Raw genomic sequence first — 17065 nt, forward strand, 5'->3', positions numbered from 1 at the left:
TTAAATCAATTCTCCTCTGAAAACAGCCGGGAATGCTTTTGTGATTTTCACATCAACCGTTTTTCCGATCAAATCCGGCGTTCCCAAGAAATGCACAAGTTTATTTCCGGTACTGCGGCCTTGGATCTTGCCATGCTCGCGGTCCACTTGTTCCACCAAGACTTTCATTGTTTGGCCTTCGTAGCGTTTTACTAATTCAAAAGCCATCTTGTCGTGAGCATCAAACAGACGATTCAAACGATCTGTTTTAACGTCCTCATCCACTTGCTCTTCAAACTTTGCTGCCTTTGTGAAAGGACGCGGAGAGTATTTAAATGCAAAAATCGTTTCAAAGCCCACTTCTTGAACCATCGACACTGTGTCTTGGAACTCTTCCTCAGTCTCGCCAGGGAAACCTACGATGATGTCCGTTGAAAACACGACGTTTGGAATTGTTTTCTTCAACATCGCAATTTTTTCTAAGTAATGCTCGCGAGTGTAATTGCGATTCATGCGATCCAGAATGCGCGAGTTGCCGCTTTGGAACGGCAAATGGATGTACTCCATGATTTTATCTTGATGAGCCGCCATCGTGTCCGCAAGCTTCTGATTGAAATCCTTCGGATGCGATGTCGTGTAACGAATTCTTTCGATATCCGTGTCTGTCGCGACCTTGGCCAAAAGATCTGCAAAATCCAATCCTTCTTCAGCCTTGTACGAGTTGACGTTTTGCCCAAGAAGAGTGACTTCCTTAACACCTCTTTTTACCAGGTGCTGAATGTCCGTCAGAATGTGCTGAAGAGGACGAGACTTCTCACGACCGCGAGTGTAAGGAACCACACAGAACGTACAGAAATTATCGCAACCCTTTGTGATATTCACAAAAGTCGCCACACCTGGATTACGCACCATCGTTTCGATGTGATAAGGAGCACGATGTTCAAACTTGGCGTTGATCAGGCGTCTTTCACCTTCAAAAGATTTCGCCACCAAATTAGGAAGATTGTCGATCTGATCTGTTCCGAAAACGAAATCAATCATCGGTTGATTCTTAATCAGATTTTCTTTTTCTTGCTGACCAACACAACCACCGACACCGATTTTAAGATTCGGATTTTTTTCTTTCATCTTACGGAAAGTTCCGACCTCGGAATAAACCTTATGAACCGGCTTTTCGCGAACACTGCAAGAGTTGATGATAATCAAAGAAGCGTCTTCAGGTTTGTCCACAGGCGTGAAATTTTGCATCTCTAAAAGAGAGTACATGCGCTCTGTATCGTTCACGTTCATCTGACAACCGTATGTGGAGATATAGACACCACGCCCTTGTCCGACATCATGATTTTGCTGAGAGCTTTCAGGGTTTTGCGTTGTGTTTTCCACGGACTCTTACCTCTTGTGTCATTAAAGAAAGTGAGTTATAGAGGAGGGTCTTAAAAATGTCAAAAAGGCATTACGCTCTATGGAGGCTTTCCGATGAACCCTCGCCTTAAAAGCTCAAAAAAATGGACTGGTTTCCCTAAGGAATACTCAGAACAGATTCAGGCCGTTTTTAAAGAAAATTTTGCTCAATATCTCGACGAGGGCGACCTCATCATCGAAGGCCGCATCTATCAAGAAGAGATATTGCTGCGCGTCGGATACCTTGAAAAAGGTCGTTTAGCACAGGCGAATTTCGAAGTTTCCATGAATTATTCTCAAGACGAACAAGACGCCGTTAAAAGAATTCACAACTGCGTGGATGCGGCAGCCAGTATGATGATGGAGTACCTGGAAAACGACGGAGAAGTGGATTTCCCGTACACATGGAAAGAGTTCCCCTTCCAAGGTAAAAAAATCTATCTGCAATTCACGACAGAAAACACGTCTCTTGAAGAGCAAGCCAATAAACTTTTAGGTTTGGAAGACGAATCTCTTTATCATGAAGAAGACGAGTCGGAAGACGCTCTTTCCCGCGCAGAACAAAGCGAAGAATTATCTCCCCCGCGTGATGAAGATGATGATTTTTCTGAAGAAGAGGAAGATCTGGACGAAGACGAAGAGTCCGACGAAGAAAATCGCGGACCCCGTATGTTCAGCGGAAAATCTAAAAAGAAAAAAGACGATTTACACTAGGTCCTAAAGCAGGACCTTCCCGCAAGAGCCCACGCCCGTTGTGGCCATGACTTTCTCTTCTAACTTAGAAAGTTCCGCCAACATCAACTTGCCTTGGGCTCTGGCCATTTTACGAAGCTCAACAGGGCCTACGATCTTGCCCGTCTTTTCCAAAGCACTCACCTGAAGCATCAAGGCTCCTCTGAGTTTTGGAGTCATCACTTCATTTAAAAAGGCAAAGAACACCATTTGCTTTAAGTTAATAGAGTCAGGAATTTTGTCGATCATCGCCGCCTTATCCGCGAGTTCTTTCGGCAAAATTCCGGAGGCCGCCATTTTCTTTAAAGCCTCTTTATCAATGGGCTTAGAAGAAAGTGAATTTAAAACATCGGCAACTCTTTGCAACGTCTCTCGGTTGTTTGCAATTTCTCTGAGGAAAGTATCAACGATCGCCATCTCCACACGGTCTTGAGAAAGTTTGCTCACATCAATACGCGCGCCCACCAAGCGGAACTCGGGATTAAGTTCTAAGTCACCCGGAGCCGGCACTTTGTTTGTATTCATATTTAATATTTTAAGAAGCTCTTCCCGACTTTTTGAAATCGGACTCCACACGGATTCAGCATAAGGATTCTTGTTTCCAGTCAACCCTGCTCGCGCATACATTTCATAAGCCACAGAAGAACAAAACATACCACGGCTGTTCACTTCACCTGGAGTCATTGAGAAATCGTATTTATAAGCCGCTTTCGTAAATGGATCTCCCTCTGTGCGCTGATACATATCCGTAATCAAACTCTGCGCGCCTGCTTCGATTTTATTTTGAGTTGCACCTTCAGCACCTTGATAACGATAGATGTACATACGCGTTTTTGAACCATCGATATAATCCTTAGCCATTCGGCGCAGCTTCACACCGTCTTCAATATCCGCCTCGGGAGAAAGCAACTCTCCTTGGTTACTTACATACACAGGTGTGGAGTGTGAATAGATATGGGGATGATCCATAGTTAAAGCGATAAAACTAGAAGAACCAAAACCCGTGGCTTTGGAAAGAACAACGTCGCCTGTTTGCACTTGGAAAGTTCTTAGTGCTGTGGCCTTACCTGTTGTTGAGTTCGCGCCGCCAATAGAGATTTCTTGAGGGAAATTTGCAAACTTCTTGCTGCCGACATGCAGACTTTCTTCGGCTAACATTTCCATTAAGAACAATGAATCCTGGCGGGACTTGAGCCCCATGCCTTTGTGCTGACGAAGCTCTTGGCGCAACTCCAAAAGCAAGACTCCGAGGTCACGATAGTCTTCTAAGGAATTGATTTTCGCCGACTCGGCAATTGTTTTAATACTTTTAAAAAGTTCCTGTTCATTTTTTGCCTGAGACAAAGCCACCATGATGGGCTCACGCAGCTCAGACACACTCAGTCCCGCATTTTTTCCCTTCACTAAAAATTTCGTCCAGCCATCAATACCGACTTTTTCCAAGCCATGAAGGCTCATCGCCGCCGTCTCACTTTGAGGCACTCGGAAAGGAGAGGCGTAGACTGGCAACGCCAGTGTTAAAGCCATCAACACGGAAAACGATTTTACGAAGGGTTTAGACATAGGGAACCTCCACGCAAAATGAAGATTCAAACAATGCGCCAGACGCTAAAAGGCCCACAGCCTATGAAGACTGCGGGCCAACCCCCTCTAGGAGAGATTTAAATTTTTATATTATAGGTCTCTAACTTGAGCTTCGATCACTGGAACTTGATCAAGGTTGTTTTTAGCTTCCATGATAAGTTCAACAGCGTCTTTTTGCTTCAAACGGCCTGCTGCCATTTTTTCGCAAATCAAAGCTTCGAGTTGATCCGTGATTTGGTAAACGCTCTCGTGTTGCGGCCACAAGTTTTTAGTCTCGTTGCTGCCACCTGCGCACAACGGAATGTAATGATCGATTTTGAAAGCTTGGCGCTTCATAGAACGAGTTCTATAGCCAAGTTGGTCGTACTTTTGAAAAATACCTGCTTTAGTGGATGAAGAAACATCGCGCTCGCAGTATTTGATTTTTTCAGGATATCTATAAGAATCTGCGTGATTGCAAAGAGCACCAGGGGTCAAAGCCGCATCCGGTCCCTTCGGAAAATTCCCACCAGCGTGAGAAAGAGTTGAACACAACAACACCGTTACGAAAAGAGCAGCGCCCTTAAACATTTCCCCTCCAAATAGACTGCCATTACGGTGGCAGGTAGAAACGTCAGACCAATCTCTGACTTATACTTGAACAATTTCGGTTAGTCCTACAGGTCAGATTTCACCTTTGCAATGAAAAATGTACGCGGTCGGCATCTTAACGCAGGGGGCTTAAGGACTCTTAAACTTATTTATGGGGAACTTTTACGAAAATCTCCGCAGAAAAGGGTTCATAATCTGCGTATTCAGAGTCACCGGCAAACTGAGCCTTCACGTGAATTTTAAGGTTCGTAGACTTCTCGTCTCTATTTAAAGTCTGAGCCTTGGCTTCCACATCATATTCGTCATTATAAATAGAGCCGATGGGAACCTCTCGTCCAATGTGTGTAATCCAATCGGCGATTTCTCCATCAGCATAATAGTAACCGGAGTTGCTTCCACAGAGATAAAGAGCCGCTAGTCCTCCAGAAAGACCGCCAGATCTAAAGATCAAAGCACCGACAATGTCCCCTTGGGCATTAAAGATATCCAAACGTTCTGAAGCATCTATCTCACGGATCTGTTCGGCGACATACGAGTCATTTACACAGGCATCCACGCTTTTAAGAGACTTAGCGTGCGCCCCTACGGAGAAAACCATCATTAAAGGTAGAATCATTTTAAACATAAAAAAACCCTCTCAGTTTGCAAATCGAGAGGGTTTTAACTTATTCTCTAACAATATATAAATGTATAAGAACTTAAATACTATTCCTCAAAGGAATGACTAGTATTCGTCATCCTCGACACCAGAGCCACCGTTGTCGCCCATACCGCGGACTTCTTCGATGTAAGCACTTGTATCCTCTTCAAACTCGTTATCCTGTGCTGATTCGTCGATCTCAAGCTCTTGGATAGCAGCCAAGAAATCTTTTTCCGTGCGAAGATCACGACGGATCATCTCAAGGAACTTATCTGGGTAACGAGAAGTCAATTCTTCCACGTAACGCTCTAGTTTTCCATCAGCCAAGATCTTCTTACGAACTTGGATTTTCTTCCAGAAGAGAAGGTAGTGGTAACGGCAGTAAGCATCCACGGCTGCAATTTGATCGCAATCACGAGCGCGGCAGTAACGGCGGCCTTCAGCGTCTGTCAGAATGATTTCTTCATCTGTCTTCGGCTTTTCTTCGCCTGTCCACTCTTCGTCGACTTCGATCTCTTCATCCGCTTCTTCAACGGCTTTGAGTTCTTCTTCGTACTCACCAATTTCATCACCCATGAGGTCATCATCAGCGATAAAATCATCGTCCAAATCAGATTCGTCTTTTTCCTTTTCCTTTTTGCCTTTGCCCTTTTTCGGAGCTTTCGCATCCTTCTTAGGGGCTTTTTCGACAACAGGTTGAGGAGAAGCCTTTTTAGTTTCTTTTACTTCCTTCGTCTCTTTAACCTCTTTCGCAGCAGGTTTTGCAGACTTCGCAGGCGCGGCTTTCACTTCGGGCTTTTTCTTTACTTCAGGCTTTTTAGGAGCCGCCTTAACGGGGGCTTTTTCGGCCTTTTTCTTTACCACGGCCTTCGGAGCTGCTTTTTTAGGAGCAGGTTTTGCCGCCGCTTTGACAGGCGCTTTTTTAGCAGGTTTTGCAGCTTTCGCCGCAGGCTTCTTTTTAACGATTTTTGCCATAATTCTACCTAGGTAAGCTTACGCCCCAGCTTTGCCGGGGCCAATCATTTCATGAATGAATCATTTAAAGGGGGGCGTCAACTCATTTCACGGAAATTGTGCCGTCTTGACTGCGCACAAAAATACTTCCTCTTTGTGCGTCGCCCCGCAAGCGCGCACGAACACTCTTCTCTGCACTTAATTTAGTCACTTTTATCTCGGAAGGAACAAGAATTTCACCCTCCGTGGTCAAAAGATTTAAAGATGCTCCAGAAGACGGCGGCGCTTGCACACTCACCTTTCCTGATTTCGTTTTAACGTCCACTTCCGAGTCCAAAGCCATGGCGATTGTCACAGCGCCCTCCTGGTTTTGCCCCTCCATGCGTCCCTGGAAAGTTTGAATATTCAAAGAGCCTTTGCCATTTTCAAATTGAATGGTGCCACTGCTCATATTCACTTTGCTATTAGACTGTTGAGTTGAAAGAGATAAGAATCCTCTCACCTTTTCGATATTCAATTGTCCTGCAAAAAGACTTGCGTCCACATCGCCTTGAATATTTTTAAGAGCCATAGAACCGTTATAAGAGTCTGCCTCCACTTTGCCAGTATGGTCTTGAATATTCACGTCGCCCTTTTGCACGTAAACTTGCAAAGATCCTGCTCCCGAAAGGGAATTGACGCGCCCTTGAGTTAGACTCACTTTCAAGTCTTTACTCCATTTTTGCGCCACCACGGAGCCGCCGCGAAGCTGAATTTCTGTAGGAATTGAAGGTCCCCAAATCTCAATTTTTTTCATTTGTGATGAAGCCTTAGGCAAGATGTTGAGCCAGGATCTTTTGCCACTGTATTCATTCATCTTCACTTCGATGATATTATCTTTCTTTGTAACGACAAAAACGCCCTCGGTGCCGGACTCTTCTACGCCCGATACTTTCAAAGAATTGCCGACGCTCTGTCCCCCAACCTGACCTGAAATTTGGAGGTGGGCTTCTAATCCTTTGAGGACCAGACGATCTCCCTCAGCGACAGGGACTTCATAAGTGGCCGCCATAACAGGATTAAAAAGAAGATGCGCGAGAATGAAACTGATCGCTGACATGCGTTGACCCCCTACAAGTTTGACTCTGTCGTTAAAATATAAAAAAGTATGCGGGCATTTACAACTAATTGATTGAGGTGAAAAAATGGAAAATGTCGTGATTGTGAGCAGCGTAAGAACTCCGGTAGCAACCTTCCAAGGTGGTTACTCTACTCTTGCCGCACCAAAACTCGGTGCAATTGCTATCAAAGAAGCCATCTCTCGCGCGGGCGTTTCCGCTGATGAGATCGACGAATGTATTATGGGTGAAGTTTTGACTGCGGGTGTTGGACAAGCTCCAGCTCGTCAAGCCGCTTTGTACGCAGGACTTAAGAACTCTACTCCGTGCATGACGATCAATAAAGTTTGCGGATCTGGCCTTAAAGCTGTGATGTTGGCAGCAGACTCCATCGCTCTTGGTAATACAAAAATTGCAGTGGCTGGCGGTCAAGAGAACATGACTTTGTCTCCGCACTTGCTTGAAAATTCTCGCTCTGGTTACCGCATGGGACCAACGCAAATGACAGATTCTATGATCAAAGACGGTCTTTGGGATCCATACAACAACTTCCACATGGGAAGTGCTGCAGAGATCTGCGTGAAGGAGCATAACTTCACTCGTGAAGAACAAGATGCTTTTGCTATCGACTCTTACAAAAAAGCGCAAGAAGCTTGGAACAAAGGCGTTTTCAAAAATGAAATCGCAGCGGTTGTTGTTGAAGGTAAAAAAGGTTCTGTGACAATTGATAAAGACGAAGAGCCATTTAATACAAACTTCGACAAAATCCCTGGTTTGAAGCCCGCTTTCGATAAAGCAGGAACAATCACAGCGGCGAATGCTTCTAAAATCAATGACGGTGCGGCAGCTCACGTGTTGATGTCTGAAAGCGAAGCAAAAAAACGTGGCTTGAAACCTCTTGCGAAAATCGTAGCCCACGGAACTTTCGCGCACGATCCAAAATACTTCACAACAGCTCCTGTTGGTGCGATCAAAGGTGCTTTGAATAAAGCGGGTCTAAAAGTGGGTGATATCGACCTTTGGGAGATCAACGAAGCGTTTGCAGTTGTGACTCAAGTGGCGATGAAAGAACTTGAAATTCCAGCAGCAAAAGTCAACGTGCACGGTGGTGCAGTGGCTATCGGTCATCCGATCGGAGCTTCTGGCGCTCGCATCTTGGCAACTCTGGTTCATGCTCTTCACACGCACAACAAACGCTATGGTCTAGCAACTTTGTGCATCGGTGGTGGCGAAGCTGTCGCTTTGATCATTGAGAAAGCTTAATTACTATGAGCAAAAAAGTCTTTAAAGATGCAAAGAGTGCGCTCTTTGACGTTAAAGATGGAATGACTTTGGTTCTTGGTGGATTCGGCCTTTGCGGAATCCCTGAGAACTGCATTTCTGTCTTGCGCGACATGGGCGTAAAAAATCTCACTTGCGTTTCTAACAACGCAGGTGTGGATGATTTTGGTTTGGGTCAGCTTTTGCAAAACCGTCAGATCAAAAAAATGATTTCTTCTTACGTGGGCGAAAATGCTCTTTTTGAAAAACTCTATATGAGTGGCGAACTTGAACTTGAGTTCTGCCCTCAAGGAACTTTGGCTGAACGTATCCGTGCTGGTGGCGCGGGTATTGCCGGATTCTACACTCCAACAGGAGTGGGAACTTTGGTGGCTGAAGGTAAAGAAATCAAAAATTTCGAGGGTCGTGATTACGTGCTTGAACGCGGAATCAAAGGGGACTTTGCTTTCGTCAAAGCTTGGAAAGGCGACAAGTTCGGAAATTTGATTTTCAGAAAAACCGCACGCAACTTTAATCCCATGGCGGCAACTGCAGGTAAAATCACAGTTGTTGAGGTGGAAGAATTGGTTGAGATCGGCGAATTAGATCCAGATCAAATTCATACTCCGGGTGTTTACGTACAAAGAATCTTCAAAGGTTCTAACTACGAAAAACGCATCGAACAAAAAACTGTGAGTAAGGGGTAAGCTATGCCATTAACAAGAGAACAAATCGCTCAGCGTATTGCTCAAGAAGTTGAAGATGGCTATTGCGTGAATTTGGGAATTGGTATTCCAACATTGGTTGCCAACTACATCCCTAAAGACAAATTCGTTATGTTACAAAGCGAAAACGGTCTTTTAGGAATGGGCCCATTCCCGCGTGAGAGCGAGATTGATCCAGATCTTATCAACGCCGGGAAACAAACTGTGACGGCTCTTCCAGGAGCGAGTTTCTTTTCAAGTGCTGATAGCTTTGCGATGATTCGCGGCGGTCACGTGGATTTAACTGTTTTAGGTGCTATGGAAGTTGATGAAAATGGAAGCATCGCCAACTGGATGGTTCCAGGAAAAATGGTTAAAGGCATGGGCGGCGCTATGGATCTTGTTGCCGGAGCTCGCAACGTGATCGTGGCTATGCAACACACGGACAAAGAAGGAAATTCAAAGCTTCGCACGAAATGCACTCTGCCTTTAACTGGTGTGAAGTGTATTAAGAAAATCGTCAGTGATTTCGGTGTGATTGAAGTAACTCCTCAAGGATTCGTATTAAAAGAATACGCTCCGGACCTGAGCCCCGAGAAAGTTCTCGCGGCCACAGAAGGAAAGATGACGATCGCTCCTGACTGCAAAGCAATGACATTCTAATTTTGAGAACCCCGGGGCCTCTCGGGGTTTTTTATTTCACCTCACTCCTAAAGTCGAGGCTGCCGTTGCCCCGTTCTCTTTTTTAATGAGATAATAAATTTTATTAACAAAGAGGTTTGTGCGTGGCTGAAGCAAAGAAAATTGCAAAAGATACTTATCTATTTCGCGACGGCGATGCTCCAGACGCCATGTACATTATCAAGTCCGGAACTTTTGCAGTCACAAAGACCAAAGGAACTTCGGAAGTCGTTCTTGCTGAAATCAATGCTGGCGCCATGGTCGGAGAGATGGCTCTTTTCGATAACAAACCTCGCAGTGCCAATGTCAAAGCCACCAAAGATTCGGAAGTGATCGCCCTCCCCTACGAATCCCTCACTAAACAGATGGAACAACTTCCTGTGTGGGTGCGCGCGATCATGAAAACCCTCAATGAAAATCTGCGTGAAGCGAATAAGAAAATCAAAATTCTTGAAAACGCCAATCCCGATGAAGAGCGTTTCCCGCCTCATATCGTGAATAAGTATATTTCTATCTTGAACTTAGTTGGTCACAAATACGGAAAACCTGAAGAAGGCGGCGGCTTGAGTTTTTCGTCCGTGCTTCTTCGCAACTACACCATTCAAATTTTCCAAGAGGCCACAAATAAAATGCAAAGCGTGGTCAATGCTCTGACGGACTTGGGCTACGTCGTACAAGAAGATCGCGGCGACGGGACACAAAAAGTTATTAACGCCAAACCTCAAGAACTTTTTTCTTTTGTGGATTGGTACAATGAGTGGCTCTTCAAACAGGAAAAAGACCGCTTACCCGCTCTTACTGATGCAGAGGTTCGCGTTCTTAATGGCGTCTTGCTCTTCGCTCGCCGTGTGGAACCTAATAACAAGGGCTTCCGCAAAGTGAATTTGAACGACGTGCAAAATGAATCCATGAAAGAAACTGGGAACCTGATTCGCGCGGAAGATGTGAATCCTCTCATAGAGAAAAAATACCTCACAGAGAAGATCATGGACGAACAAGGGGTCTATATTATGATTGCCTTGGAAGACGTCGAGTCTTTAGCACGCAACTGGACTATCGTTAACAATCTAAAAAGAAAACTCAGATAATCAGGGTAATTTCTCAAACTGAGACAATCACTCATTAAGAATCAGTAAATATTTACTGAGTTTTCATCCATAAACACTCGTAAATATTTAAAAAGTGATCCATTCCTGCCGATAAGTTCTCTAAGACGGAGAACTATATGAACGTAAACGGAAAGTTCCTGCAGAAATGGATTGCTGTTGCTGTCGTCTTTCTTACGCACTCCATATCACTTGCTGGTATCGGACTCACCTATCAAGGAAGAATTTTAAAACCTGACGGATCTCCTTTGGATTCCAGCAGTGTCCGCTTCACTATTGAAATCAAAAGTTACAACGACTGTCTTCTTTATCAAGAAACTCAGACCGTCAATCTGTCTGCTTCATCAGGTGTATTCTCTTTAAATATTGGCTCTGCTCCTGCTCCACAAATCCAAAACTATGTCGGTTCTTCACTCAGTGCCGTATTCACAAATCGCGGCAGCTTCACGGGTCTTTCTGGTTGCACTGGTGGTACTTATTCTCCGAATGCCGATGACGATCGCAAAATCGTCGTGAGCTTTGAAGATCTCACATTAGGCAGCCCCACAATTGAAACCATTCCTTCACAAAACATTTCTTACGTTCCATTTTCAATCGAGACTTACCAAATTTCTGGTTACACTTCGCAAAACTTATTGCGCGTGAGCGACGGCAACGTCGCTGCCATGACTGTTGCAAACTTCAATGAGTTGATGAATTTGATTAACGGTGCATCCACTCAATACGTCACTTCGGCAACGAATGGCGTAACATCAGTGGCATTCTCTGCCAGTGATTTTACAGGTGGCACCATCACTTCGACAGGCTCTGTGGCTCTGAAAGATGTAACTACAGGCGGAACTAAAGGGACGGCGACAAAAGTTCCTCAGATCACTTACGATAACAAAGGTCGCATCACGGCTGTCACCGAAGTCGACATCTCGGGTATTCCTGCCAGTGGAGCTGCAGGGGGAGATTTAACAGGAACTTATCCCAATCCTACTATTGGTGCCGGAAAAGTGGATGAAGCCAAACTCGCAGACACTTCTGTGACTTCTGCAAAAATCAAAGATGGCGAAATCGTCAATGCCGACATCGCAGCAGCGGCAGGCATTGTTGATACAAAACTTGCGACAATTTCAACGGCTGGCAAAGTTGCTAACTCTGCGACGTCAGGCACAAGCGCAAACACTCCAGACACTTTGGTATTGCGTGATTCCAGTGGCGATTTTGCTGCGAGAAATATTTCGGCAAATCAAATCAACTCTAACGAAACCTACGCGACAGATCTTTATATTCGCAATGCTTCAAATAAAACTGTGAAATTCAATGTCGATCCTGCGGCAGCGGCTAACTTTAATATTGTATGGCCAGTGAATACGGGAAGTGCTGGAAAAGTTTTATCGAATGATGGAAATGGTAATCTCACGTGGATTTCCGGCAGTGCTGGCTCTGTAACTAATGTGACAGCCGGAACAGGTTTAAATGTTGGTGCGGGCCCCGGGGGTTCTATCACTTCAACGGGAACTCTCAACGTCAACGTCGGTACTGGTGCCAATCAAATCCTTCAACTTAACGGAACTTCACAAATCCCTGCTGTGGATGGAAGTCTTTTAACAAACTTGAATCCTGCCAACTTAAGTGCCGTTGTACCTATTAATAAAGGTGGCACTGGCGAAAGCACTGCACAAGCTGCATTCAATGCCTTAAGCCCACTAACTACAAAAGGTGATCTCGTCACAAGAGACGGAACAAACAATGTTCGCCTTCCTGTTGGCGCTGACTTTAAATATCTTCGCGCGAATTCTGCAGCAAGTTCAGGTCTGGAATACGGCGATGTTTCTGCAACTGAAATCGCTTCTTTAAGTTCTACTGGTATTGTGAAACGCACGGGAGCAGCAGCTTATACAACTTTAGGAGTTCAAGCTCCTTTGATTGATACAGGCACAAATATCGGCATAAGCATCGGCACAGGACTCACAACAAATGCCGGAAATCTCGTTGTCGATGCGGGTACCGCTGCCAACCAAATTCCGCAACTAGATGGAAGTGGAAAACTGAACCCTTCCGTCCTACCAGCGGGAAGCTCAACTCAGTGGACGACATCTGGTGCAAATATCTATTATAATGCAGGAAACGTCGGTATCGGGACAACGAATCCTGGAAAAAAAATCGAAATCTCTCAAAGTACGGCCATGATCTCTGATACCTATTTGACGAGAATCAGCGGAACAGATGGTGTCGTGGGTGCAACACCGAAGTTAGACATTGGATTTTGCTCGGACACATTGGTAGGTGGAATTGTGGCTGCTTGCTTCGAACACACAGAAAGTGCAGCAGGAGGCGCAGGACAATACATCTTTAAAGGGTCCGGCGCTGGTAAAGATATTGCGTTCATTAACGGTAACGTCGGCATCGGCACAAACACACCCGTTTCAAAACTCACTGTTGAAGGAGACATGACTCTCGATCAATTGGCAGCCGACCCTGCGGGGACTGCTGGCTACGGCTCCCTTTATACAAAAACAGACGGCAAGCTTTATTATCGTGATGGAACAGGCGCCATCAAAAATCTTTCTGCCACTGGTAATGGTGATTTCATGGCCAATGGTTCCATCCCAATGACGGGTAACTTCCAAACAGGAGGTTTTTGGATTTCAAACGATGGCGGCAACGAAGGCCTTTGGATTGCTACGGACGGAAAAATAGGCGTTGGAACTGATACACCTTCAACAAGGATTGAATTAAAAACAAATGGCAGCGGATTTCCCGCGACTTCCGGAGCAACACAATCCCCTGCCACCCGCCTAAGCACGGCAGCCAATAGCACTGTTTTGGATATCGGAAGCAATTCCACTAGTGGTGTTTGGCTTCAGTCGACATTATCATCCAACTTAGCAACGAATTATCCACTCTTATTAAATCCCAATGGTGGCAACGTCGCAATCGGTACCACGACCACCCCTCCGACGAAACTTTACGTCAACGGGGATGCAATCATAGGAGCTGGAAATACATCCTTCCAAGGGTCCAACTATATTCTTGGAAACAGCAATACGATAACAAACTCTGGCGGTGGCAATGCCACGGGGAACTATATCGTAGGTTGGAATAACAACCTTACAACATCGCTCTCAAACTTCGGCTACAACCTTGTCGTCATGGGACGATCCAACACCATCAATAACAATGCCGGAAATGCTATCGTATTTGGTAACAGCAACACTGTCTCAGCGGCAAGCTCAATAACTTATGGTTATGGCATGACTAACAATATTGTCGGCGGACTGATGATAGGTATATCGAACACTAATAAAATCACAATGCTGGCGGATGGCAAGGTGGGCTTCAAGACCGCAACTCCGGGTTACGATCTGGATGTGAACGGCTCCTTCAATGCGACATCTATCAATATTGGTGGAACAGCTTTCAACCCCGGTGCTTACGTAGATACATCTTCAAATCAAACGACCATTGCCGGAAATAAAACATTCACGGGAACTTTCACCGCGGGCGGAGCCGGCACGGGTCTTTCTGTTACTAATAATATGACAGTCGGTGGAGTCGCTACGGCTGCGGGCTTTGCAGCAAGCAGTCTTGGCACAGCAGGGTCTCCAGCTTTCACTTTCACTGGAGATCCCGATACAGGTATTTTTAGTCCAGCAGCAAACAATCTAAGCCTTGCAACTGCAGGCGTAAATCGTTTCCAAATGGATGCCACAGGAAACATTACCATTAATGGCGGCGCAGTTTCCTCAATCAACGGAGCGCAAACTTACTTAACAATCGGTGGAACCGGCGCAGACAGTGCTTTGTCTAGCGGTACTATCAATGTCACGAATGATCGAGCAACACCGACAGCAGGAGATAATCTAGGAGAATATCGATTTATCTCAAAAAATAATCAGGGATTCGACGGGCCTGCTATTATTATGAAGGGCTTACTTGAAGGCGCTGGTGGAGCAAATGGCTTTGGAGCAGCCTTCACAATTCAAACGAAATCTAACAACGTGCTAAATGCGGTTGAACGCTTTAGAATTGATTCCAATGGTAACGTAGGAATCGGAACAACGGGTCCCACCGCCAAACTGGATGTTGTGACGGCAGGCGCAGGCGCTAGCGAAACAGGATTTATTCTTAGAAACCCATCCACAGCCGCTTACTCCACTGTGAGTTCCGACACCTATACAGCAGGTGCATGGAAGAGTTCATTCTGGACAATGCGAAATAATACAGGTTCAGGAGGTATCGTAGGCATCACGGTGGCTGACTCTGCGGGGGCAGCACAAGAGCGCTTGCGCATCATGGATACGGGTAACGTAGGTATCGGCACGACGGCTCCTTCCGAAAAATTGGAAGTGTCGGGAAATATCAAAGCAACGGAATTCCTCTATACATCAGATGCGAGACTTAAAAAAGACGTTGTCACCCTCCCCGATGCTTTAGAAAAAGTATTGCAACTTCGCGGTGTCAACTTCACTTGGAAAGCCAACGATCAAAAAACGGCGGGGTTCATCGCTCAGGAAGTTGAAAAAGTTTATCCTGAGCTTGTGCGCACAGATATGAACTCAGGTTATAAAGCTGTTCAATACGGAAACATTGTGGCTGTTTTAGTGGAAGCCTTAAAACAAGAACACCAAGAGCGCGTAGCAGCTCAAAATAGCTGCGAAGCTCAAGTGAAAAAAGTGTCTAGACAAATTGCAAGCGTACAAACCGAAACAGAAGCACGCATGCAAAAACTTGAAAAAGAAAACCAAGATTTGAAAGCTCGCTTGGAGCGTTTAGAAAAAGCTCTTCTAAAACAGAAATAGAAAATTCTTTAAAAGAAATAAAAAAGGGAGCTTTTTCTTAGCTCCCTTTTTCTTTTATTCCACCACAGGAATTGTCTGACATCTTAATGGCAACTGATCATCAGGAAGCTTCGTATACTGCTCTCCATTAACGGTGTGCACGTAAATCGAATTGGTCTTAGCTCCTTGAGCAATAGGCTGCCCTAGAGTGATAATCACGCGGTCTCCGGTTTTCGCTAAACCATGAGTCACCATCAACTGATCCACCTGACTCAGAATATCTTCCATTGTTTTATATGGTTTAATCACATGAGTTTGAATACCCCACATCATCTCCATAGAATTTAAAACATCCATGTGCTGAGTGATGGAAATCACGCGGGCACGAGGACGGAAGCCCGAAATAATATTGGCTGTTTTGCCTGACGTTGTAAGACAAATGATCGCCGTAGCATTCAGCTTCAGCGCACTCAAGGAAGCACTGGCGGCAATCGCAGCCGGAGCACTTAAAAATTCACTTTCAAGAGACAACTTATAATACTCTTCTTCGTTATTCTCCACCTCAGTAATGATTTCGTGCATGGTACGGATACATCTGAATGGATACTTTCCACTCGCTGACTCCGCAGAAAGCATCAAGGCATCAGAGCCATCCAAAACGGCATTGGCCACGTCTGTGATTTCAGCTCTGGTCGGGCGAGGATTTTCCACCATACTATCCAACATCTGAGTCGCTGTGATAACCGGTCTCCCCAACTGATTGCACACATGGATGATACGCTTTTGAAAGCCCGGCAAGCGGCTCTGCCCCACTTCAACAGCCAAGTCTCCCCGCGCTACCATCACAACATCGCTTAAACGACAGATCTCCTCAAGATTCTCAAGAGCTTCTACCATTTCGATTTTCGCAACGATTTTAGCTGAAGATTTTTTTGCTTCAATAATTTCACGAAGTTTACGAATATCGCGAGCATGTCGAACAAAACTGAGTGCCACATAGTCGACTTTATTATTCAGACCGAACTCTAAATCTTCGAGATCTTTTTTAGTCATGCACTCGACAGGAAGGTTTACGCCTGGAAGGTTCATCCCTTTGCGATCTTTAAGAATACCGCCATAGACGACCTCGGCATCCACTTCTTCACCGCGAACCTGCAAAACCTTCACCTCCAGAAGACCATCATCCAAAAGGATTTTAGTTCCTGGAGAGCAAGCCAAAGGAAGTTCTTTAAAGTCTGAAGGGATCAAACCCGGCTTTCCCAAGATAGGGGCCGTAGTAATCACCACTTTTTCGCCGGGTTTAATTTCGATAGAACCGTTTTCAAACTTCCCGACGCGAATCTTCGGACCTTGGAGATCCTGAAGAATTGCCACAGGGGCTCTTAATTCTTTTGTCAGTTTTCTAAGTGAGTGAATCACCTTAAGGTGGTCTTCATGACTTCCGTGAGAAAAGTTAAGGCGAGCCACGTTCATGCCCGCCTTAATTGCTTTTTCTAAGTTTTTTTCATCACGAGTCGCAGGCCCAATAGTGGCCACAATTTTTGCACGACGATCCGCTAACATTCCT

At 45.3% G+C, this 17065-nt stretch carries 13 protein-coding genes and 1 riboswitch; of the genes, 6 read left to right on the forward strand and 7 right to left on the reverse strand.

Annotated features, from left to right (window positions below):
- Positions 1–1362 (reverse strand): tRNA (N6-isopentenyl adenosine(37)-C2)-methylthiotransferase MiaB, encoded by a 1362-nt coding sequence (miaB, locus tag ACL934_RS10330; RefSeq protein WP_374073283.1) that lies wholly within the window; start codon positions 1360–1362, stop codon positions 1–3.
- 93 nt (positions 1363–1455) lie between these two features.
- On the opposite strand from miaB, the gene ACL934_RS10335 reads away from it, so the two are divergent.
- Positions 1456–2094, forward strand: a complete 639-nt coding sequence (locus ACL934_RS10335; RefSeq protein ID WP_413612188.1) for a hypothetical protein — start codon at positions 1456–1458, stop codon at positions 2092–2094.
- Between the two features lie 3 nt (positions 2095–2097).
- On the opposite strand, the gene ACL934_RS10340 is transcribed toward ACL934_RS10335, so the two are convergent.
- The 5 genes from ACL934_RS10340 to ACL934_RS10360 all read right to left on the reverse strand — a co-directional run bounded on the left by ACL934_RS10340 (position 2098) and on the right by ACL934_RS10360 (position 6980).
- Positions 2098–3675 (reverse strand): hypothetical protein, encoded by a 1578-nt coding sequence (locus ACL934_RS10340; protein ID WP_413612189.1) that lies wholly within the window; start codon positions 3673–3675, stop codon positions 2098–2100.
- 111 nt (positions 3676–3786) lie between these two features.
- Entirely contained in the window at positions 3787–4266 is a 480-nt protein-coding gene (locus ACL934_RS10345; protein ID WP_413612190.1) for a hypothetical protein, read from the reverse strand.
- Positions 4259–4354: riboswitch (purine riboswitch) on the reverse strand. Its footprint overlaps the gene before it by 8 nt.
- 78 nt (positions 4355–4432) lie before the next feature.
- Positions 4433–4912 (reverse strand): hypothetical protein, encoded by a 480-nt coding sequence (locus ACL934_RS10350; protein ID WP_413612191.1) that lies wholly within the window; start codon positions 4910–4912, stop codon positions 4433–4435.
- A 99-nt stretch (positions 4913–5011) separates the two neighbouring features.
- Positions 5012–5902, reverse strand: a complete 891-nt coding sequence (locus ACL934_RS10355) for a hypothetical protein (RefSeq protein ID WP_413612192.1) — start codon at positions 5900–5902, stop codon at positions 5012–5014.
- 82 nt (positions 5903–5984) lie between these two features.
- Positions 5985–6980, reverse strand: coding sequence for a DUF4097 family beta strand repeat-containing protein (locus ACL934_RS10360; protein WP_413612193.1), 996 nt, complete (start codon positions 6978–6980; stop codon positions 5985–5987).
- An 85-nt stretch (positions 6981–7065) separates the two neighbouring features.
- Here ACL934_RS10360 and ACL934_RS10365 point away from each other — a divergent pair, with 85 nt between their 5' ends.
- The 5 genes from ACL934_RS10365 (at position 7066) to ACL934_RS10385 (ending at position 15519) form a co-directional block, all read left to right on the forward strand.
- Complete coding sequence (locus ACL934_RS10365; protein WP_374073290.1) at positions 7066–8241, forward strand: thiolase family protein; 1176 nt, start codon at positions 7066–7068, stop codon at positions 8239–8241.
- Between the two features lie 5 nt (positions 8242–8246).
- Positions 8247–8945, forward strand: coding sequence for a CoA transferase subunit A (locus ACL934_RS10370; RefSeq protein WP_374073291.1), 699 nt, complete (start codon positions 8247–8249; stop codon positions 8943–8945).
- A gap of 3 nt (positions 8946–8948) precedes the next feature.
- Positions 8949–9605 (forward strand): CoA transferase subunit B, encoded by a 657-nt coding sequence (locus tag ACL934_RS10375; RefSeq protein WP_374073292.1) that lies wholly within the window; start codon positions 8949–8951, stop codon positions 9603–9605.
- A gap of 122 nt (positions 9606–9727) precedes the next feature.
- The gene (locus ACL934_RS10380) at positions 9728–10711 is read left to right on the forward strand and encodes a Crp/Fnr family transcriptional regulator (RefSeq protein ID WP_374073293.1); all 984 of its coding nucleotides are present in this window, start codon (positions 9728–9730) and stop codon (positions 10709–10711) included.
- Between the two features lie 137 nt (positions 10712–10848).
- On the forward strand, positions 10849–15519 hold the full coding sequence (locus ACL934_RS10385; protein ID WP_374073295.1) for a tail fiber domain-containing protein: 4671 nt from the start codon (positions 10849–10851) through the stop codon (positions 15517–15519).
- A gap of 54 nt (positions 15520–15573) precedes the next feature.
- Here the strand turns inward: ACL934_RS10385 and pyk are convergent, their stop codons facing one another.
- Positions 15574–17061: a pyruvate kinase gene (gene pyk / locus ACL934_RS10390; RefSeq protein WP_374073297.1), complete on the reverse strand. Its 1488-nt coding sequence runs from the start codon at positions 17059–17061 to the stop codon at positions 15574–15576.
- Between the last annotated feature and the right edge of the window lie 4 nt (positions 17062–17065).

This window comes from Bdellovibrio sp. HCB-110, assembly GCF_047323225.1.
GTDB lineage: Bacteria > Bdellovibrionota > Bdellovibrionia > Bdellovibrionales > Bdellovibrionaceae > Bdellovibrio.

What these genes read in the sequence shown, in the direction of transcription:
- ACL934_RS10335 (WP_413612188.1), top strand. Translation starts at nt 1,456, where the DNA reads ATGAACCCTCGCCTTAAAAGCTCAAAAAAATGGACTGGTTTCCCTAAG.
- ACL934_RS10340 (WP_413612189.1), bottom strand. Translation starts at nt 3,675, where the DNA reads ATGTCTAAACCCTTCGTAAAATCGTTTTCCGTGTTGATGGCTTTAACA.
- ACL934_RS10345 (WP_413612190.1), bottom strand. Translation starts at nt 4,266, where the DNA reads ATGTTTAAGGGCGCTGCTCTTTTCGTAACGGTGTTGTTGTGTTCAACT.
- ACL934_RS10350 (WP_413612191.1), bottom strand. Translation starts at nt 4,912, where the DNA reads ATGTTTAAAATGATTCTACCTTTAATGATGGTTTTCTCCGTAGGGGCG.
- ACL934_RS10355 (WP_413612192.1), bottom strand. Translation starts at nt 5,902, where the DNA reads ATGGCAAAAATCGTTAAAAAGAAGCCTGCGGCGAAAGCTGCAAAACCT.
- ACL934_RS10360 (WP_413612193.1), bottom strand. Translation starts at nt 6,980, where the DNA reads ATGTCAGCGATCAGTTTCATTCTCGCGCATCTTCTTTTTAATCCTGTT.
- ACL934_RS10365 (WP_374073290.1), top strand. Translation starts at nt 7,066, where the DNA reads ATGGAAAATGTCGTGATTGTGAGCAGCGTAAGAACTCCGGTAGCAACC.
- ACL934_RS10370 (WP_374073291.1), top strand. Translation starts at nt 8,247, where the DNA reads ATGAGCAAAAAAGTCTTTAAAGATGCAAAGAGTGCGCTCTTTGACGTT.
- ACL934_RS10375 (WP_374073292.1), top strand. Translation starts at nt 8,949, where the DNA reads ATGCCATTAACAAGAGAACAAATCGCTCAGCGTATTGCTCAAGAAGTT.
- ACL934_RS10385 (WP_374073295.1), top strand. Translation starts at nt 10,849, where the DNA reads ATGAACGTAAACGGAAAGTTCCTGCAGAAATGGATTGCTGTTGCTGTC.
- pyk (WP_374073297.1), bottom strand. Translation starts at nt 17,061, where the DNA reads ATGTTAGCGGATCGTCGTGCAAAAATTGTGGCCACTATTGGGCCTGCG.